Raw genomic sequence first — 21,575 nt, forward strand, 5'->3', positions numbered from 1 at the left:
ATCGATACAAAATTGAAGCTAAAAATAGTGAATTGAAAAACGTACACGGTTACGATAGAGCACTATCTTATGGTATTAACAATATGCAAATGCAAGGAGCAATGGCTGTTTTTACAGTAAACTTAAAAAGAATACTCAAATTAATATAGAAAACAGAATGTAAGTGGCCAATAAATAAAAGGACATGGTCTAAGTCAAAAATAGACTTATACAGCCTATAATAAAAAAACAGTTTAAAAAAATAAAACGCTTATAACGGATCTTTAAAATCCAGTTATAAGCGTTTTTTTAATCTCCAAAAACGGACACTAATCAAAATAGATGATGTTTTTCAGTGCCCTCCAATCAAGTAGAGGCTTTTCATCAATTATAAAGGAAGTTTATCTTCCAATAATCAATTTATGTGTTTCTGAAAAATTATCAGAAACCAACTGGATGACATAGACACCTGATGCAAGATGATCGACTCGCACTTCTGTATTTACGTTAGAACTGCTAAATTGTTTTACCATTTTTCCAGAGCCAAGTTCGTAGATAGTTCCATTTACTTGTCCACCAAAATTAGAATCCATTGCAATGTTTACAATTCCATTAACAGCTGGATTTGGATAAATAGCGGCTAATTTACCAGAAAATGAAGCGTTGTTTAAGAGTGCTTGCGCTTCAAAAGCTCCGATGTCTCTTGTACCTCCAAATATCGCATTGTTAATTTGATCGTTGAACAGGTCTGCTGGAGCACCAGTATTGTAAGCTGGACTGTTATTCAATAAAGCATGCGTGAATGTTGTTCCACCATTATTTGCCAAAGGAGCTAATAGTGGATTAGCACCTTCAATATCTGTTGCATTGGCTGCGAAAGCATTTGTTGCATCTGCACCAATTAAATTATAACCATTTGACACAAAATTAGTTGAACTTGAAAACACATCTAAACCTGTTGCAGCCATATTAGTAGCTACAATCGTGTTCTTTAAGGATGGAGCAGTAGTAGCATCATTTGCAATTCCACCGCCATTTACTGTGGCCATATTGTTTGCAATAGTTGCTGCATTGACTGTCAATACCGCATTGTTGTAAATTCCACCACCATTATTTAGGGTAGAATTTCCTGAAATTGTAGACAACATTACATTTGCTGTACCTGTTTTAACGTGAATTGCACCACCATTCCCTAATGCACCATCAGCACTATTATTGGAAAGTGTAGAATTGTTTACGTTTAATGTTCCACCATTATTGAAAATAGCACCACCACCTTGCGTAATAGCAACACCACTTGCTGTATTTCCATCTAAGGTTACATTTGTAACAGTCATTGTAGAACCTGTTTGATTCCATAATCCGCCACCTTCTCGGCCTGCATCATTGTTAGAAACCGTCCCGCCAGAAATAGTAGCAATGGTAATCCCAGAAATGTGAAGCGCTCCACCGTTTCCTGGATTTGCAACTCCTGCTGTTCCGTCTACATCGTTATTTGTTAAGTTTGAGTTGGTAATGGTTAATGTACCATCAATTACTTCAATTGCCCCACCTGCACGATTGGCTGCATTTCCGTTTAAAGTTGAATTTAAAACGGTAATCGAACCTGCAATACTTAAAATTCCACCCCCTGAACCTGAAGTTCCAGTTGCACTATTATTGGTGATCATAGTAGTATCTAGCAATAATGTCCCTCCATTATTAAAAATTCCAGCACCACCATCGTCTGCACCGTTTCCTGATGACGTATTCCCATCAATTGTAGTTGCTGTAACATTCATAATTCCAGTTCCATTCCATAAACCACCACCTTCTAAAGTTGCTGTGTTTCCGTTTACGGTACCACCAGAAATTGTAACATTTCCTGCTCCAGTAATGTGCAATCCACCACCATTTCCTGGAGGTCCAGTCACACTATTGTTATCCAAATTTACGTTTGTCAAAAGAATAGTACTTGTTCCTGAATTGTCTTCAATTCCTCCACCAGCTCTAACGGCAGTATTACCAGTAATTGCTGATGAGGTGATTGATAATTGTGAGCCTACATCATTTAATATACCTCCACCAGAACCTGCAGCACCATTAGCGATGTTATTACTGATAGTTGCATTAGAAATTATTACAATTCCAGCGTTTAAGTTATAAATTCCACCACCACCGTTGGTAGCTTCTGGACCTGAAGCACTATTTCCATTAATTGTTGTACCATCAATAGTCATCATTCCAGTTCCGTTCCATAATCCACCGCCTTCAGAAGCAGCCGTATTAGTATTTACCATACCGCCTGTAGTATTAATAGTTGCGTTTCCTGTTGCATGAAGTCCGCCACCGCTTCCTGGAGCAGCTACGGCAGGAGTAACACCAGCATTATTTCCGGTAATTGTAGCCATCATTAAATTCACAGTAGAACTTGCTTGTGTTTCAATTCCACCACCCGCTCTGTTGGCTCTGTTTCCAGAAATTGTAGAATTATTTACCGTAAGAGTAGAACCTACATCGTTTAAAATTCCACCGCCAGAACCTAGAGTTCCACTTGCGATATTATTGCTAACCGTGGTATTATTTTGAAGTAAAATTGTTCCACCGTTAAAGTTGTAAATTCCACCACCACCATTGTCCAAAGCAGCACCTAAAGCAGTATTTCCATCAATAGTTGTTCCGCTCACGGTCATCATTCCTGAACCATTCCATAAACCACCACCTTCAGCACCAGCGGTATTATTGTTTACGGTTCCCCCAGAAATCATAATTGTACCAGGACCCGTCATGTGCAATCCACCACCATTTCCGGGAGCGTTAAAAACAGTATTTACATTTAAAGTAACGCCTGTTAAGTTAATGAAGGAAGTTCCTAAAGTTGCATTTCCTTCAATTCCACCACCTGCACGATTTGCTGTATTTCCAGTAATTGTCGAATTCAACACAGTTAAAGTAGAACCTAGATCATTCAAAATTCCACCACCAGAACCCGCAGTTCCTGTAGCAGAATTATTTGTAATTGTAGCGTTCGCAATATTCAGAGTACCACCATTTAAATTATAAATTCCACCACCACCGTTGTCAGAGGAAACTCCTGCAGCAGTATTGGCATTGATTAAAGTTCCATCAACCGTCATTGTTCCTGTTCCATTCCATAAACCACCACCTTCAGCGGCAGCGCTATTCATGTTTACTGTTCCACCTGTAATTGCCACATTTCCATTTCCGGAAACGTGAAGAGCACCACCATTTCCAGGAGCTGCTGTAGCAGGAGTTACTCCTGCATTATTATTAAACAGGGAAACATTAGTCAATGTGGTTGTGGTTTCTGCAGTAGATTCAATAGCTCCACCTGCTCGGTTGGCTCTATTTCCTGAAAATGTTGAAAGGAATGCAGTCAAATTTGCACCACTTCCAACAAGGATTGCACCACCACTTCCACTAGCTCCATTGGCAACACTATTGGTAATGGACGAATTATTTAAAATAACGTTTGCACCTACAACTTGTATCGCACCACCGTTATCCGCTTGTCCATTGGTTAGCGTCAAATCATTTATTACAAGTGATCCTGCGTTTACATCAAAAATCCGTCCGTTGGCATTTCCATTAATGGTTGTCATCGTAAGTCCGTTACCGGTTAAAATTAATGATTTGTCAATCGTAATTTGACCTGAAGTAAGCGTAACATTGGTTACACCTAGGCCAAAAGTAATAGTTCCGCCTGGAATTGCAAGAGCAACTTGACTTCTTAAAGTTCCTAAAGAACCGTCATCAGCACTAGTGGTTACAATTTGCCCAAAGGATGTCGAAAATACTAAAAGTAATGCCGTCCTGGCAATGACATTTAGAAGAGTAATTTTAGAATTCATACCTAAAGTTTTTATGGTTATACTTATAGCTACGATTATTTTTTAATCTTGGTTTTATTATCTTTAAAATTTAATTCTTACTACTCATTATTTGTTAAATAATTGCAAGTTGCTCTTTAAAACAAAGGGTTTCGTGATAATAAATTAAAAAAAAATAATTTAAAGAACAGTATAGAGACCTTTAAATAGAAAGATAAAGTACACGATTAAAATTACTTGTTCGGGAAAATTATATTAATTTACTGCATAGATTTGCTTTCTGCTAATTGCTTGGTGAAATACTCAAATAAGATTGTTAGTTTTTTAAAATAAAAATCAGTGTGCAAAAAATTGTGTTGTCGATACTACAATACGGATAAAAGTCCAGAAAAACCTTTAGAAAGCTTTTTGCCAAGCACGATAATTACTTTGCTATAATTAAAGGTGAAGTTGAGAATAAATGCATCGAATTGTGCAACAAATGATTCAACTTAAGCAAGCGCAATCTCGGTAAGTACCAATTTGCAGAGCGCCTTTACAAATAAAATACCTTTCTTATATAATACAGCTAAACTCATCAAGAAGTAAATAGGACAGAGGTTTGTCCCATTGAAGTTCCATCAACATTTATCATTGATAGTGAATGTAATTAACGCTCTGTCATCTACCTTTAGATTGCTATTATAATTTAGTAATGATTTGCATCCCTATTTTGTCACTATAAGCTTTAGGTAAAAATGGAGCACCTGTTATTGGGTCAAAGCTGAAGAAAACCCACTTATCTTCTAGGTATTTTAAGCCAATTCTATGTTTCTTAAGGTCTAATTTTGAAGCAACTTGACTATCTAATTTAAAAATTATTTGGTCACTATCTTTGGATTTTTGAAGTCCAAAAATTGTTTCGCTTTCGTTTAAGGTTTTGAGATAGAAATAAGGATATATAATTTCAGGTTCGTCCTGTTCTCCATAATTTGATGACGATACCATCATTGGAGCAGGAGGCATACTGTTTTTAGAATATTCTGACAAATTGGTATTCAGCGCCTTTTTTGCGTAAGCAATTAGATCTTCTTTTTCTGCTTTGGCTAAAGTAAACGTTTTAATCCACTTCATTTTGGCATCATAAATCTGATGCGTTTTATTTTTACTGAAAATGATGAAGTCGAAAGGATTGATGGCATTGGCATCCAAAGTAATAATCTTCAATCGGTGAACCACATTTCCGTCTTCATCTTTTTCCACTTCTGGCTCTTTATAAAGTTGCAAATAAAAATCCGCGGCAATGCGCTTTACAGTTGTAAATTTCTCATCATTATTGATTATCCCATAATAATTAACTTCTGTAGGTGGAGGAAGAATTTGCGGTGATGGTGGGGGAGGCGGTACACCAGACGTTGTTTTTTTAGTAGGCGGTGTCGGCTTCTCTTTTGCATAGACAGTTTCCGAATATTTTTCAAAAATATAATTGCCGTTATTTGTGAAATCACTGAATCTCCGAGTTAATTTAATTTGGAAATCGCGCTCAAGGCTCATTAAATGTCGCATATTCTTTTGCTTGAGTTCTACAAAAAGTTCTCCATTGATTTTTAAAGGAGTGCTATAAATATGCTGATATTCTGTTGTTTTTCCGGTAATGGTATTAAAAATAACATCAGGTTTATCACTGTAATTCTTTAAATGAATTTCATTTTTTTTAGGTACATCGTCCGAATATTTGAATGAAGGCGGAATAATTTCATTTCCCAATTGGTCCGTAATTCCAATACTGTCATCGATACTGAAGGTGTAATATTTTTTTTGTGCTTGGGCAAACTGCGTTACGGCAATACAAATTAGAAGCAATAGTGATTTTTTAGTATGCATCATTTGACAATTTAAAAGGGTATTGCTAAAGTTAATAACATGACCTTCATATCTAAAGAGACCTTAAGTAAAATTTAACTTACAAATTTGGATGGCGTGATCATAATTTACGTTACAGCTGTTGCAATTTATCCAATTGGATCAAAATTTCCGCAGCAATCTTTATACTTTTTTCCACTGTCGCACGGACATGGACACTTGTCAGTTAAATCCGTATGCGGCTTTTTTAAATCCCTTTTTGACAAATCTTGCTTGTAGATTTTCTCCAATAATTCATATAATTCCGGATGTTTCTTCTTTAATAGTTTAGGTCTTTCAAAGAAATATTCGCTTGTAACCGAAAAAAATTCAGCTCTATTTGTACCTCCATAAGGATTAATATCAGAGTCGCCGTCAAAAACCTCGTCCAACTTTTTGTCCATGTAATTAATCCAAGGTTCTAGATAGTTGTCGTCTAGAAGCGAATGGGGAATTCCGTCAATCACGCCATCTCGTTTGTCAATTAAGTGTGCAAATTCATGAATAGCGGTATTTTTCTTGTCCGTTTTATTCTCAAAACCGTGTGTTAGAGCTTCTTGTGATAAAATCATTTTGCCATCCATATAACCCGTTCCCACCATTCCTAAAACAGTTCGATTTGGACCTTCGGTTTCAAATTCCTTATTGAAAATGCCTGGATAAATCAGCACTTCATGTAGGTCGTGATACTGCCAGTTTTCAAATCCAAATATTGGTATGATCGCGCTTGAAGCTACTAAAACTTTATCTACAATTGTAATTTCGGTACCAACGCCAATTATGCTGCAATTCAATAGGAATTCTTGTACTTTAAATTCAAATTTTTCTTTTTCGGTATCATTCAATGTTCGGTAGAACGGAATTTCTTCGTTCAAAATTATCCTCCATTTTGTCGGAAATAGTTCTTTTGGCGGACTCCAATTTTTTTTCGATTTTAACTTCCAATTGTAACTGTAAAAACCGAGACCGAGAATTAGGATAAAAATTAATAGTAAATACATGATGGAATTTAGGTTTGCAGAAGAATTATGTTTTTAGCTATAAAATCGCCAAATTGATTTTGAATGAGCTTTCTTCAGTACGTAAGGACGAAATTATAACTTTGAAAGTATTTTGATCTCATATATTCCGTGGCTATATCGGCTTGTCACTCATCTTTTTTGCCAAATTTCCTATAGTCATTCCTTGTACTAAAATGGAAAAACAGACTATTACGTAAGTGATGGTGACCCAAATATCTTTGCTGAACTCTATTGGAATAGACAAGGCCAAGGCAATTGAAATTCCGCCGCGCAAACCGCCCCAAGTTAAGATAAGGATGGTTTTATTAGTTAATTCTTCTTTCAATCTGATGAAAAGGGAAGGAATTAATACAGAAATAAATCTTGTGAGCAGCACAATTAGGATTAATATAAAGGCAACTAAAAGTACGGTGGCATTAGTCTGAACAATAAGTAATTCAAATCCGATTAATACAAAGAGAATTGCATTTAGAATTTCGTCAATCAGTTCCCAAAATTTGTCAATATACTCTGTTGTTTTTTCTGACATACCATAATTTTTTCCGAGATTTCCAGTAATGAGTCCAGCAATAACCATGGCTAAAGGACCAGAAACATGTATGAAATGAGCAAGCGTATAACCTCCCATAACAACGGCCAAAGTAATTAAAACTTCCACTTGGTAATTGTCAATACTTTTGACCAATCGAAAACCAATCCATCCAATAAGTGCTCCTAGGAGAATGCCGCCAATGGCCTCTTGTCCAAACAGAAGAGATATACTTTGAAAAGACATTTCAGCATCAGGTTTACTCAATCTTAAGATGGTTATGAAGACTACAACTGCTACACCATCATTAAAAAGCGATTCTCCAGCAATTTTAGTTTCCAATGATTTAGGAACACCAGCACTTTTTAAGATACTAATAACCGCAATGGGATCCGTTGGGGAAATCAAAGCACCAAATAAAAGGGAATGTATTAAAGTTACTTCCAATCCAAAAAAGTTGAGCAGATAATACGCTGAAAAACCAACAATAATTGTACTAATAATAACGCTCAAAGTGGAAAACAGCATGATGCTCAATCGTTCAATCTTTAAATCTTCGTATTTGATGTGAATTGCTCCTGCAAAAAGCATAAAACTCAACATTCCTTCCAAGAGCAATTCGCTAAAATCGAGGCTGTTGAGTTGCTTTGCTGCAACTTCTTTTATACTTGGAAAATAATAACCTGCTATTAAAACCATAAATGAAAAGAACAACGACACGAGCATGATTCCAATGGCATTAGGCAATTTTAAATATCTAAAATTGATGTATGAAAACACCGCTGAAATAACAATAAGAATTGAAAAAATGTGAAAAAAATCCATGTATGAGTAGTGTAGGTGACGTACTTATTTTTGTTTGACAATAAAAGTAATCAAAAAATAATTTATTGTTTCGAAAAGTAGAAAAGCAAAAATGGAGGTACTTTTTTTATTTTACTTTTAGAGATAAGATGTGTTTAATCCATCGTTAAAAGAATTTTACCAATGTGTTTTCCATCTTCCATCAATCGATGCGCATCCGCTGCTTCTGAAAGCGGAAAGGTTTTATAAATCACGGGGTAAATGTCTTTTGACTTGAATAAGGGCCAAATATTTTTTTCTACTTCTTTTGCAATTTCAGCTTTTACAGCTTCCGTCTGTGGTTTTAAAAAGCTTCCAGTTAGAACAAGGTTTTTACTCATGATTGTGGATAAATCTATAGTGGCAGTCATACTTTTCATCCCGTTAATATAAACCAGTCGACCTTTTTTATTTAAGATTTCGAGATTCTTTTGAGTATAATCACCACCCACCATATCTAAAATTACATCTATTTTTTCATCTTTTAAAACATCTTCAAATGCATTTTCCTTGTAATTAATCACTTTTCCCAGTTGCATTTTATTTAGAAAAGCTACTTTATCATCACTTCCTGCAGTAGTAAAAATTTCGCAACCCAAAGCTTTTGCTATTTGTAAACCGGTGGTTCCAATGCCACTTGTACCGCCGTGAATTAATAATTTTTCGCCGCGTTTAAGCTTTGCAAGATGAAAAATGTTGAACCAAATTGTGAACACCGTTTCAGGAATTCCAGCTGCATCTACCACATTAATTCCTTCAGGAATTGGAAGACAATGGCTGCTTTCTGCAACCACATATTCGGCATAACCTCCACTTGCAATTAAGGCACAAACTGTATCGCCTATTTTTTTATCTTTTACATCCGAACCAATTGCGACTATTTCTCCAGAAACTTCCAAGCCTGGAATTAAAAATGCATTGCCTTCAGGATTTGTTCTACTTCTTGTAATTACATCACTGCGATTAACACCTGCTGCTTTTACTTTTATCAAAACCTGACTATTTTCGGGTATTGGATTGGGAACTTCTCGTAATTCAAGTACTTCGGGTCCTCCTGCTTTTGAAATATGTATCGCTTTCATAGTATTTTACTTTTTAGAATTGATTAAAGGTACTGATATTTGAAAGAAAATGTAAAAGCTTTAACGTCTCTTTTGTGGCAATTATATTCTATCTGGAGACAAAGTCATATTCGAATGCTAATTTTTGGCTGCATCTGGAACCTTATCCTTTTGTTCATTTCTATCATTTTGAAACAGAACAAAAAAGGTAAGAAAAAACAAGTGTACATTTTGAAGTGAAATAAGTAAATCGCTACTCTAATCTGATTTTTGGGTCCAACCAAGCATAAACCAAATCCACTAAAATATTTATGACCACAAAAGTCGTGGCAATGACAATTACAGCACCCATAATTACGGGTAGATCCAATGTATTTAAGGCTTCCACAATTTCTTTGCCTAAACCATTCCAGCCAAAGATGTATTCTACAAAAACGGCTCCAGCAAGCATCGAAGCAAACCAACCCGAAATGGCAGTTACCACTGGATTTAAAGAGTTTTTAAGTGCGTGTTTTTTGATAATTTGAAATTCGCTTAAACCTTTGGCGCGAGCTGTTCTAATATAATCCATGCTGAACGTTTCGAGTAGAGAATTCCGCATCAACTGCGTTACAACGCCTAATGGTCGGATGCCTAAAACAATTGCGGGAAGAATAAGGTTTTTCCATTGGATGTATCGGCCGTTGCCAAAGTCATCTACTTCGTACAAACTCCCGGTCATATTGAGGTTAGTATATTCGTGCAACACAAAGCCAAATAGCCATGCAAAGAGAATTGCACTAAAAAAAGAAGGTACACTCATTCCCAAAGTACTGATCAAAGCAATCAATCGGTCCACCCAAGTATTGTGATATAATGCCGAAATAATACCAAGAAAAACACCGATTCCGATGGCAATTAGTATCGCAAAAAAGGCTAATAGAAAAGTGTTTGGAAGTGTATTTCCAATAATATCGGTGACTTTTTTTCCGCTTTTCTGAAAACTTTCGCGTAAATACGGCGTTTTTAAAGCCACGGTATGCGTGCCAATTGTGAATAATTCTGCGGCATTATACTTCTCTTTATCCAAGAAAGAGTAATTATCTGGATCTGTATCGTGGAACGAAATCGGGGAGAGGTCGTTTAAATAATTTAAATATTGAATGGAAATAGGTTGGTCAAAGCCGTATTTCTTTTTGATTATAGCCAGTTGTTCTGAATTTTCATTTTGATCCAACATCATGCGTGCCGGATCGCCAGGTAAGACATTAAATAAAAAGAAGATAACCGTAACTACTCCAAAAAGTGTCAACAAAGCATATCCAATTTTATTTATTAAGTAGCGAATCATTTAGAAAAGAATAAAGGGAATAGAGAAAATAAGCCGTTCAAATGAAATTAAACGGCTTATCTTAAATTATAGTTTTAGTTGATCAATATCATTATAATGCACTTTCTGAGTAATTGTTCCTTTTTCTAAAACAACAATACTTGGATTGGCTCTTTCAATTGTTTTGAGCGTAGTTCCATCAGCAAAATAGTAGTCAAATGTAAAGTTGTACTGTGCTTTTATCTTCGCAATTTTTTCCTGTGGAGATGCGGTCATTCCAATTACTTTATAACCTTTTTCCACTGCTATTTCTTTCAAAGCTTCCAATTGTTTCAGACCAGCGTCGTCTGCGAAGTCCAAATTATAAGTAAGAAAAATCATTAATTTTGGCTCTGCCAATAACTCGGCTTTATGGTCAAAATCATCTTTTTCCATAGTAAAATCATGAATTGGTGGTACATATCCTTCAGAGATGACATTGTCGCGACGTTCTACAAATTCAGCTCCGGGAGGAATAGACATCAACTCTTTATCCGTAAATTCTTTATTCTCACCATTTACTTTGTAAACAAAAATCATTTCTACAACAGATTGTTCAGCATCGGGTGGAAAAGCCATTCCTTCTTCAATATTAGTACCGATTTTATACGCTCTAAAATCTTTCAATGGCAAGTGATTCAATACCCAATATGCCATAAAGATGCTTAATAATAAAGCAATTAAAACGATAGCAGTATTTGTTTTATTTTTGAATACAGGATTAATGAATTTTATATTGAAGAAAAGAATCAAGATAAAAAACAATAAAACGATGTCTTTTGTAAACGACTCCCAAGGCGTCAATTTTAGTGCATCACCAAAACAACCACAGTCAGTTACCTTATTAAAGTAAGCCGAGTAAAAAGTTAGGAATGTGAAAAATACAATCATTAAAAGTAAGCTCCAAATGGTAAGTTTTCTTTTAAAACCAACTAAAAGCATTACTCCTAAAACTACTTCAAGAATTACCATAAGTACGGCTATTGCTAAAGCAAATGGTTCTAAAAACGGTAAATTCAAAACAGGTACGGAGAAATATTCTTCTAGTTTAAAAGCAAAACCGATCGGATCATTGAGTTTAATCAACCCAGAAATGATAAAAAGAAAACCGACAAATATTCTAGAAAACTGCGTAATTATATTTTTCATATGTATTGTTTTTGACTAAAAAAATGAAGTTTTAAAGGTGTTTTTGCATCAAAATCAATGCGAATATCGAATAGTTAATCATGTCTTGATAATTGGCGTCAATGCCTTCGGAAACTAGTGTTTTTCCTTGGTTGTCTTCAATTTGCTTAACGCGAAGTAATTTTTGCAAAATTAAATCTGTCAAAGAGCTGACTCTCATTTCGCGCCACGCTTCACCGTAATCATGGTTTTTATTTTCCATCAAGGTTTTGGTCAATTGTATTTTTTCGTCGTACAATTGTGTGGCTTCAGCCAATTTTAAATCAGGTTGTTCTACAACTCCCAATTCCAATTGAATCAAAGCCATAACCGAATAATTGATGATTCCGATGAATTCTCCGGCTTCATCTTCGTCCACTTTGCGGATTTGATTTTGTTGCAAACTCCGAATGCGTTGTGCTTTAATGAATATTTGGTCGGTTAATGAAGGCAAGCGCAAAATCCGCCAGGCACTTCCGTAATCGCTCATTTTATTGATAAAAAGGCTTCTGCAACCGTCCACTATTTTATCGTATTCTTGAGAAGTATTGCTCATTATTGATTTATATTTGTATAAATTTTTTCAAAAATAAGGAATTAAAAACGATTAAGCCAAAAGGAAATCCCAAAGCATAAAAAAAAGTTCTGATGACAATAAATTGCAAAGGTACATTGATTGATTTGAGTCGACCCAAAGTAATGGGAATTCTAAATTTAACGCCCAATTCGTTTTACGATGGCGGAAAATTTGTAGAGGAAAAGTCGATTTTACAGCAAGTAGAAAAGATGCTTTCCGATGGAGCAACCTTTATTGATGTGGGCGCTTATTCAAGCAAACCCAATGCGGATGAAGTTTCGGTAGAGGAAGAAGTAGGTCGTTTGATTCCCATTGTAAAGCTATTGGTAAATGAATTTCCTAAAATTATTTTGTCGATTGATACCTTTAGAAGTGCCGTTGCAGAAAGAGCAGTTGAGGCTGGAGCAGCAATTATAAATGATATTTCAGCAGGAAATTTAGATGTAGAAATGATGCAAACAGTTTCTAAATTACAAGTGCCCTACATCATGATGCACATGAAAGGAACACCGAAAACAATGCAAAGTCTTGCACAATACAACGATATTTCAAAGGAAATGTTATTTTATTTTTCTGAAAAAATCAATGAAGCCCGAAGTTTAGGTATCAATGATTTAATTATAGATCCTGGATATGGTTTTGCCAAAACAACCGAGCAGAATTTCGAAGTCTTGCAAAAAAGCGAATTATTCCAATTTCTAGAAGTACCTATGTTAGCTGGATTATCTCGAAAATCAATGATTTACAAGACATTAAATGGTACAGCTCAAGAAGCTTTAAACGGAACAACGGTTTTAAACACAATAGCTTTAACCAAAGGAGCGACAATTTTGAGGGTTCATGACGTGAAAGAAGCAGTAGAAACTGTTCTACTTTGGGAATCGTTTGAAAAGAATATAAAATAAATTTTGCGTTCCATTTTAAATTTGGGTTTTATATATTTTGATTTTCTATGGATAATACGATAACCTATAGTTGACGATAATTCTTGAATTTTTTTCCATTAAAAATTTATGTAAAGTCGGATAATATTAATTTCTACAATTCAAAAATTGCGCAAGGTTTTAACCGTGGGATTTTTAAAATTCAGTCAACATTTTTAGAATTAAATGCAGTTCAAAATCTTAAACCATAATTCAACTATCATCATTTAAAAAATACTATGACACTATTATACCTCCACGGTTTAGAAAGTAAGTTAAGCGAAACAAAGCGAACTATTTTAGAAGCATTTGCAACAGTTATTGCACCGGATATGGATTATCACAACAACCCAAATGTCTATCAAGAACTATTGAAAGAGTACAAAAATGAAACTATAGATTGCATTATCGGTAGTAGTATGGGCGGATTTATGGGCTATCATGTTGCGATGACATTAGGATGTCCGGCTCTATTATTTAATCCGGCTTTAGCAAAACGTTCGGCAGTGCAAAATATTCCAGACACTATAAATCCATCGGTTGATCAGCAAATTTCAATTGTTTTGGGTGGAAAAGACGAGGTGGTAGATCCAAAAACCACGTTGGATTACTTGTCTAAACATTTTAATAAAACAGTTCAATTGCAGGTGAAAGTGCGTCCCGAATTGGAACATCCGATTCCTTTAGAAATTTTTGAGGAAGAATGTAGTTTGTTTTTAACGAGAATCTGAAGAGTAGCATAGACATCATTTAAATCTTTCTAACCTCAAATATTACTGATGGTGGTAAGGTTCATTTTTTAAAATAGTAAATCCTCTGTACAGTTGTTCGATAAAAAATAAGCGAACCATTTGGTGCGAAAAAGTCATTTTTGATAAGGAGATTTTGCCTTGAGCTTTTTGATACACACTTTCTGAAAAACCATAAGGTCCACCGATAACATAAACTAAAGTCTTAATTCCAGAATTCATTTTCTTTTGTAATTCTGCCGAAAATTCCATGCTGCTAAAGTTCTTACCGTTTTCGTCTAATAAAATAAGTTGGTCGGTGGGAGCTATTTTTGATAAAATTAATTCGCCTTCCTTTTCTTTTTGTTGTAGTTCAGAAAGGTTTTTTACATTTTTTATATCAGCAATGATTTCCATATCAAATTTTACATAGAACGATAAACGCTTCTGGTAGTCATCCATCAAGGATTGCAACTGTTTATTGTCGGTTTTGCCTATGGCAATAAGTTTGATGTTCATGGAAATGCGGTTTTTGCGTGTGCAAAGGTGCGTCGTTTTTAATTAAAATGAAACTTCCTAAGCTTATTTCCAATTGGATTCTGCGTAATATTACTTAATTTTGAAAACTAATACGACTCGAAATGCTCCATATTAAAGATCCTCTAGGCACTGCTTTTGAAATTGAAAATACACCAATGCGGATCATTTCACTCGTTCCGTCCTTGACCGAAACTTTATACGATTTGGGATTGGAAGAACGAATCGTTGGAATCACTAAATTTTGTGTACATCCATTTCATTTAAAGTCAACCAAAAAAATTATTGGTGGAACAAAAAAAGTGCATTATGAGAAAATTAGGCTTTTAAAACCTGATTTTATTATTGCAAACAAAGAAGAAAACACCGAAGAAATGGTAGTGGAACTGCGAAAAATTTGTCCAGTTTGGGTGACAGATATTGCAACCGTAGATGATGTTGTGAAAACCATTTCTGATTTTGGACAACTCTTTAATTGCCGGATGGAAGCTAGAAAGTGGAATGATAAAATTCTATACAGACTTGAAGATTTTAAAAAGTTTAGTTCGAATCTGGAAGTTAAAAAAGCAGCGTATTTTATTTGGAAAAATCCTTATATGGTAGCAGGAACAGGCACTTTTATTGATGCGTTGATGCAGCTTAATAAATTTGAAAACTGTTATGCCAATTTAGACCGATATCCAGAAATTGATTTGGAACTTATGGAAAAAGACCTTGATCCCGAAGTGATTTTACTTTCTTCAGAACCGTATCCTTTTTCAGATGCAGATGCTTTTGAAATTGGTAGAAATACGCATCATGCAAAAACGGCGTTTGTAGATGGTGAAATGTTTTCGTGGTACGGCACACGTCTGCATCAAGCTTTTGATTATTTCAAGAGAATTCACGAGAGGTTGTAGATTGCATATTAGTTCGTAAAAATCGATTTTATCCAAAATTTTCTTTAAACGAACTATAAATTTTTAGCAAATAAGTTTAAACTCCCGTATTAACTACTACATTCGTAAAAAAAATCTATTTGGTGCTGAACTATACAATTTTCCCGAATGCAGAAAGTAAGCAATGGATTACATTTATCCATGGCGCTGGAGGTAGTTCTTCGATATTTTTTAAACAAGTTAGAGATTTTCAAAAAATAGGCAATGTATTGCTGATGGATCTTCGCGGTCATGGAGATTCAAAGGATTTTGTTACCAATGAACACTATACGTTTCCTCTAGTAGCCAATGATATTAATGAAGTTTTAGAACATCTTCAAATTAAAAAATCGCACTTTGTAGGAATTTCGTTAGGGACGATTTTGATTCGACAATTAGCAGAATTATATCCCGAAAAGATTCAAAGTATGATTTTTGGCGGGGCTATATTTAAGATGAATTTTCGCTCACAAGTCTTGATGAAATTAGGGATGTTTTTGAGGTATGTAGTTCCCTATTTATGGTTGTACCGACTTTTTGCTTTTATAATCATGCCTCGGGCAAATCATAAAGCTGCGCGACTATTATTTGTCAATGAAGCAAAGAAAATGAATCAAAAAGAATTCATCAAGTGGTTTCAATTGACTGCCGAAATTAATCCTATTTTAAAGAGATTTAGAGCAGACGAATTGCCGATTCCAACACTTTTTATGATGGGTTCACAAGATTATATGTTTCTTCCTTCTGTAAAAAAAATCGTTGCAGCACATTCAAATTTCTCGAAATTAGTGGAAATTCCGAAATCCGGTCACGTTGTTAATGTTGAAAACGCCGTAGTATTTAATAGCGAAGCACTGCAATTCATTACTAATTTGACATAAAAAAAGCTGAAACAAATAGCTCCAGCTTCTCTAATAAATTTAACTAACCAAACCAAACTTTATAACTCTGGTACAAAGGTCAGCTATTTTTCACTATACATTGTTAAGTTATTGTTAACTGTATGTTATTGATATTAAAAAGATTAACTCTATGGCTGATTCCTTTCATTTACTTATTATCCTGCATTGCAAAAACTTTCTTTAACAAATCAGACGTTCTTGCATTTAAGTTGGTACGAATGTCTTGCTCTTCAACGGCAATCATTTTAAAAACGCCTTCCAATGCTTTATTGGTTACGTAATCATTAAGATCAGGATTGACATCTGCTGTTAAAGGAATAGCATTATACTTGGTTATGATATTTTTCCATGCGGCATCAGCTCCCACTTTTGAAAGCGATTTCTGAATTACAGGATTAAACTTACCATATAAAGCTTGAGTAGTTGAATTTTGCAAATACATAGTGGCAGAATTATTACTTCCTAATAAAATATTCTTTGCATCCGTAAAAGTCATACCTTTCACGGCATCTATAAAAATTGGAGTAGCTTCTTTTACCGCATCTTCTGCAGCACGATTGAGCAGTTTTATACCTTCATCGGCTAGGCTTCCCAATCCAATATCGCGCAAACCTTTATCCACTTTTTGCAATTCGGCTGGAAGTAAAATCTTAACCGCTTGATTTTTATAAAAACCGTCTGTAGCCGTTAATTTGGTAACTTCTTTCGTAATTCCATTATTCAATGCTTCCTTTAATCCCGAAGCAATTTCTGTATTACCCATTGTTCCAATACCTGGATATTGGTTGGCTATTTGCTGTAATTCTGCACATCCAAATAAACTAAAAGCAAAAACACCTAATACTATTTTTTTCATCTTGTTTTTTTTCAAAGATACGAAGTGTTTGTTTTACAAGTTGTACAAAATTGTGCTAAAAGTTAAAAAAGCGGCCAATACTGGCGGTAAAATTAAAATCTATCGCAGTTTCAGAGTGTATCTTCTTTATTAAATTACCAACTTTGGTTATATTTGTAAAATGGATAAACACCCCAAATTATTTATGATCTTGTTAGGCTGTACGCCAAAAGGACGCACGACCGAACAACACGATATTTTCTTCGGAATTGGAGAAAGTCTAACCGAACTTGTCCCTGAAATGAACCTTTTTTGGCCTGAAGCCAAAGGTAAATTGCATATTGACGCTTGGCGCGAAATTTCGGTGGTGGACGATTATTCTATTGAGGTAGTGCCTAAATTGGATATTGAAGTAGCAGAAAACAATCTCTATTTTTTAAATTTAGGAGGGTACAAACCGGGTGAATTTGAAGAATACCATTATAAAATGCTAGCGGTTGAGCCAAAAATGGCTGTGGCAATAAAAAAAGCAAAAAAATCTATTTTTTATAAACACTATGGATTTGATGGAAAAGGAGGCGAATCGCATATTGATGATAAATATGGAATCGATGTGGATGATTCGCATAAAGTTGCTGATTTATTAAACACTGCAACAAAATCAAAATACCAGCTAAAACTTTCTGTTTTGTCAGAACCTAAAGCGGAAGATGAATTGCATATTGGATATTTAAAAATAAAAGCATTGAAATAAATAAATAGTTAATAGTATAAAGTAGCGCTCTAGCCTTCACAGTAGATTAACTTCTTAATTTTAAGACAACATTTTCTTGGCTTTATACAAACGTATTAGTGATTTTTAGGTAACGCTTTTTGACAATGCGATAAATAAGTTTGTGGACAACAAAAAACACAACTTATGAAATTTAAATTTACCTTTCTTATCCTGCTTTTATCCGTTGGAATTCAAGCACAACTAACTTCAACCGGCGATATTGCTTTCGTTGGTTTTAATGCAGATGGAGATGATGACATCGCCTTTGTAACTTTTAAAGAAATCCCTGCGAATTCTACCATTATTTTTTGCGATTCCGAATGGAACGGAGCCAGTTTTGGAACAGATGAAGGCGATTTTACTTGGAATTCCGGAAGTGCAGTAATTCCTGCGGGAACTGTAATCTCGATCAACAGCATAAGTGCTACAATTGCTCCATCTATTGGAAGTATTACGGTAAACAATGCAGGTGGAATTTCCTCTTCAAGCGATGCTATGTTTGCATTCCTAGGAACTTCTCCAAGAACGGTAACTACAATGTTAGCTGCTATTTCTAATTCTTCCAATGCTTTTGGAGATTTATCCAATTCAGGTTTAACTATTGGTTCTACAGCAATTGCTTTAGCAGAAGGAACCGATATGGCAAACTACAACGGTATTCGAACGGGCTTAGATGCAAACGGATATATTTCGCAATTAAATAATATATTAAATTGGCAAATGGAAGATTCTAATGCTGACGACCACAATAACGGAACAGCCCCAGATTTGCCTTTCAACGCTACAATGTTTGTAATTTCTGCAGTTGATACTTCTGCACCAACAGTTGCTGCAGCATCCGTTGCAACACAAACTACAGTTGATGTTATTTTTTCAGAAGAATTAACTTCTGCTTCTGCACAAAATACAGCTAATTATTCTTTTTCTCCAGCCTTAACTATAACAGGTGCGGTTTATAATGCATCTTTAAACACGGTAACCTTAACCCATTCTGGTTTTACGGTTGGAACAGCGTATCAATTAACCGTTTCCAATGTTATGGATACTGCTAATAATGCATTGGCAACCGCTTATACAAGTGATAATTTGTACTTCAATTCTTTAACTACAGGTTTAGTTATCACAGAAATTATGTACAATGCACCATCGGATAACTCGAATCAATTGGAATTTTTAGAAATTTATAATACCTCAAGTACTGCCATTTCTCTAGGAGGAATTCAAGTAAAAGACGAAGGGAATTTCTTATTTACTTTTAACGAACAAACTTTAGCTGCTGGTGGAATTGTTTTATTAGCAACTGATAAAGTAAGTGCTGATGCTTTTTACGGTGTTTCTTTTCTAGATATGCCACAAGGAATTAGCAACGCTTTAGGAAATGGTGGCGAACTTTTACAAATTGTAAATGCTTCTGGAACTGTAATTAGCTCGGTAGAATATGACGATGCTTCTCCTTGGCCTTTATCACCTGATGGAAACGGACCATCTTTAGAGTTATTAAATCCGAACGGAACTTTAAACGACGGAAGTAATTGGGCTCCAGCGAGTAACTTAGTAGGACAATCTTTAGGCTTAGATGTATTTGCTTCTCCAGGAACTTTTTCGGCAGTTTTAACTTCTAATTTGTCTTTTGACGAAGAAACAATTGTAGTAAGCGAAAATGCAGGAACAGCAACACTAACTATTAATTTATCTAACGCGTCAACTACAGCTGTTACGGTAGATTTAGCAATTGTAGAAAATGCTACTAATGCAACGAACGGTACCGAATATACATTTACCAATCAAACCGTAACATTTCCGGTTGGTTCTACAACACAATCTGTGGCGGTAGTTTTAAACAACAATGCTGTAGCAGGTGGAGATCATTATTTTACAGTAGGTATTTCTAATCCTGTTGGAGGTGCAATTAGCGGTTTAGAAGCTGCAACGGTTTATATTCTGGACGATGAAGTTGAAGTTCCAACCGCTTCTACAGGTTTAAATATTAATTTTCTTACCAATTATGTTGTAGACCCTTCCGGTTCGGCAGAAATTGTAGCACATGATCCTGTTACACAACGTTTGTTTGTAATGAATTCAACTGCTAGTAAAGTTGAAATTTTGAATTTTTCAAATCCATCTGCAATAATTTCTGTTGCTTCAATTGATTTATCTTCTTATGGAATTGGTGGGACTAGTATTGCCTTTAAAAATGGAATTATTGCTGCAACTGTGGAAAGTGCTAACTATGCTCCAGGAAAGGTAATTTTCATGACTACCGATGGAGTAATTGGTTCGGTTGTTAATGCAGGTATTTTGCCTGATATGGTAACCTTCACACCAGATGGAACAAAAGTTCTTGTTGCTAATGAAGGACAACCTAATGACGACTACACTATTGATCCAGAAGGAAGTATTTCTATTATTAATGTTTCAAACGGATATAATAATGTAACACAATCGGATGTTACAAACTTGAACTTTAATGCTTTTGACACCCAATTAGCTGCTTTAAAAGCAAGTGGTGTTCGGATTTTTGGACCTAATGCTTCGGTTTCAGATGATTTGGAACCAGAATACATTACAGTTGCCGACGACGGATTAACTGCTTGGGTAACTTTACAAGAAAACAATGCAGTGGCAACTATTAATTTGGTAACCAACCAAATTACAACAATTACTCCATTAGGATTGAAGGATCATGCATTAGCTGGAAACACACTAGACACGAGCGATCAAATGAGTGAAATTTTCATGAGTAATTGGCCAGTAAAAGGAATGTACATGCCAGATGCAATAGCAAATTATACCGTAAACGGAACTACTTATTTAGTAACTGCAAATGAAGGTGACGCAAGAGATTATGGTGGTTTAGCAGAAGAAGCTCGTGTAGGAAGTAGTGCTTATGTACTAGATCCAACGATTTTTCCTAATGCAGATTTCTTAAAAAAGAATAGCAATTTAGGTCGACTAAATGTAACCAATCAATCTGGAGATACAGATAACGATGGCGATTTTGATGAAATTCACGTATTTGGAACCCGTTCTTTTAGTATTTGGAATGCAACAACAGGTGCTCTAGTATACGATAGTGGAGATGATTTTGAAGTTATCACTGCAAATGACCCAACATTTGGAGCATTTTTCAACGTAAGTAATGATAATGATGATTTTAAAAACAGAAGTGACAACAAAGGTCCAGAACCAGAAGGAATAACGGTTGGAACTATCAACGGTTCTGTTTATGCATTTATCACGCTAGAGCGAATTGGAGGAATGATGACCTATGATGTAACTAATCCAATGGCTCCTGTATTTATTTCCTACAAAAATAACAGAGGTACAACAGATGTTACTTCCGATTTAGGTCCAGAAGGAATAATTTATATCAACCCAACAGATAGTCCTTTGACTACAGGTTTAGTGGTTATGGCAAATGAGGTGAGTTCAACACTAAGCATTTACCAAATTACAAATGATGTATTGTCAAACACTGATTTCACGCCAAACCAAAAAACTGTTGTAGCCTATCCAAACCCAGTAACTAACGGATTGCTTTATTTTAATGAAACAGTTTCTATAAGTTTATTTGACCTTTTTGGAAGAAAAATTACAGAAAAACAAAACGTTACGAGTTTAGAAATGAATTACCCTGCGGGAATGTATTTACTAAAAACAAACGGAGAATTTATCCAAAAAATAATTATTGAATAAACCTCTTCTTTTCCAAATTAAGAAA

Annotated in this window: 17 protein-coding genes; 7 read left to right on the forward strand and 10 right to left on the reverse strand. The window is 35.1% G+C overall.

Going from position 1 to position 21,575, the window contains the following annotated elements; genetic code table 11:
• Positions 1-149: transposase (locus H602_RS18560; RefSeq protein ID WP_035759301.1), on the forward strand; the 149-nt coding region annotated here is incomplete at its 5' end.
• Between the two features lie 231 nt (positions 150-380).
• Here the strand turns inward: H602_RS18560 and H602_RS18565 are convergent.
• The 8 genes from H602_RS18565 to H602_RS0109120 form a co-directional block, all read right to left on the reverse strand.
• Complete coding sequence (locus H602_RS18565; RefSeq protein WP_035759304.1) at positions 381-3,830, reverse strand: T9SS type A sorting domain-containing protein; 3,450 nt, start codon at positions 3,828-3,830, stop codon at positions 381-383.
• Between the two features lie 660 nt (positions 3,831-4,490).
• Entirely contained in the window at positions 4,491-5,675 is a 1,185-nt protein-coding gene (locus tag H602_RS0109090) for a hypothetical protein (RefSeq protein ID WP_157505006.1), read from the reverse strand.
• Between the two features lie 125 nt (positions 5,676-5,800).
• A complete protein-coding gene (locus tag H602_RS0109095; protein ID WP_035759307.1) occupies positions 5,801-6,691 on the reverse strand; it encodes a zinc-dependent peptidase in 891 nt (296 codons plus the stop codon).
• Between the two features lie 133 nt (positions 6,692-6,824).
• A complete protein-coding gene (locus H602_RS0109100; protein WP_026977722.1) occupies positions 6,825-8,066 on the reverse strand; it encodes a cation:proton antiporter in 1,242 nt (413 codons plus the stop codon).
• A 134-nt stretch (positions 8,067-8,200) separates the two neighbouring features.
• Positions 8,201-9,166 (reverse strand): NAD(P)H-quinone oxidoreductase, encoded by a 966-nt coding sequence (locus tag H602_RS0109105; RefSeq protein ID WP_026977723.1) that lies wholly within the window; start codon positions 9,164-9,166, stop codon positions 8,201-8,203.
• 232 nt (positions 9,167-9,398) lie between these two features.
• The gene (locus H602_RS0109110) at positions 9,399-10,475 is read right to left on the reverse strand and encodes an ABC transporter permease (protein ID WP_026977724.1); all 1,077 of its coding nucleotides are present in this window, start codon (positions 10,473-10,475) and stop codon (positions 9,399-9,401) included.
• 66 nt (positions 10,476-10,541) lie between these two features.
• Positions 10,542-11,642: a BT_3928 family protein gene (locus H602_RS0109115; RefSeq protein ID WP_026977725.1), complete on the reverse strand. Its 1,101-nt coding sequence runs from the start codon at positions 11,640-11,642 to the stop codon at positions 10,542-10,544.
• A 31-nt stretch (positions 11,643-11,673) separates the two neighbouring features.
• Complete coding sequence (locus H602_RS0109120; protein ID WP_026977726.1) at positions 11,674-12,216, reverse strand: DUF1599 domain-containing protein; 543 nt, start codon at positions 12,214-12,216, stop codon at positions 11,674-11,676.
• 92 nt (positions 12,217-12,308) lie between these two features.
• On the opposite strand from H602_RS0109120, the gene folP reads away from it, so the two are divergent.
• Together folP and H602_RS0109135 are read left to right on the forward strand one after the other, a co-directional pair.
• A complete protein-coding gene (gene folP / locus H602_RS0109125) occupies positions 12,309-13,142 on the forward strand; it encodes a dihydropteroate synthase (protein ID WP_026977727.1) in 834 nt (277 codons plus the stop codon).
• Between the two features lie 257 nt (positions 13,143-13,399).
• Positions 13,400-13,891, forward strand: a complete 492-nt coding sequence (locus H602_RS0109135; protein WP_026977728.1) for a YqiA/YcfP family alpha/beta fold hydrolase — start codon at positions 13,400-13,402, stop codon at positions 13,889-13,891.
• Positions 13,892-13,933: 42 nt separating this feature from the next.
• Here H602_RS0109135 and rlmH read toward each other — a convergent pair whose 3' ends face one another.
• Entirely contained in the window at positions 13,934-14,407 is a 474-nt protein-coding gene (rlmH, locus tag H602_RS0109140) for a 23S rRNA (pseudouridine(1915)-N(3))-methyltransferase RlmH (protein ID WP_026977729.1), read from the reverse strand.
• A gap of 122 nt (positions 14,408-14,529) precedes the next feature.
• Here rlmH and H602_RS0109145 point away from each other — a divergent pair, with 122 nt between their 5' ends.
• Together H602_RS0109145 and H602_RS0109150 are read left to right on the forward strand one after the other, a co-directional pair.
• Positions 14,530-15,324 carry an ABC transporter substrate-binding protein gene (locus H602_RS0109145; protein ID WP_026977730.1) on the forward strand — a complete coding sequence of 265 codons (795 nt, stop codon included), beginning with the start codon at positions 14,530-14,532 and terminating at the stop codon, positions 15,322-15,324.
• A gap of 122 nt (positions 15,325-15,446) precedes the next feature.
• Positions 15,447-16,223: an alpha/beta fold hydrolase gene (locus tag H602_RS0109150; RefSeq protein WP_026977731.1), complete on the forward strand. Its 777-nt coding sequence runs from the start codon at positions 15,447-15,449 to the stop codon at positions 16,221-16,223.
• A gap of 169 nt (positions 16,224-16,392) precedes the next feature.
• On the opposite strand, the gene H602_RS0109155 is transcribed toward H602_RS0109150, so the two are convergent.
• Complete coding sequence (locus H602_RS0109155; RefSeq protein ID WP_026977732.1) at positions 16,393-17,100, reverse strand: DUF4197 domain-containing protein; 708 nt, start codon at positions 17,098-17,100, stop codon at positions 16,393-16,395.
• 160 nt (positions 17,101-17,260) lie between these two features.
• Here H602_RS0109155 and H602_RS0109160 point away from each other — a divergent pair, with 160 nt between their 5' ends.
• Together H602_RS0109160 and H602_RS19360 are read left to right on the forward strand one after the other, a co-directional pair.
• Positions 17,261-17,833 (forward strand): DUF1543 domain-containing protein, encoded by a 573-nt coding sequence (locus tag H602_RS0109160; protein ID WP_026977733.1) that lies wholly within the window; start codon positions 17,261-17,263, stop codon positions 17,831-17,833.
• A gap of 165 nt (positions 17,834-17,998) precedes the next feature.
• Entirely contained in the window at positions 17,999-21,550 is a 3,552-nt protein-coding gene (locus H602_RS19360) for a choice-of-anchor I family protein (protein ID WP_051224344.1), read from the forward strand.
• The last annotated feature ends 25 nt before the right edge of the window (positions 21,551-21,575 follow it).

Source organism: Flavobacterium tegetincola DSM 22377, assembly GCF_000425485.1.
Taxonomy (GTDB): Bacteria; Bacteroidota; Bacteroidia; order Flavobacteriales; family Flavobacteriaceae; genus Flavobacterium; species Flavobacterium tegetincola.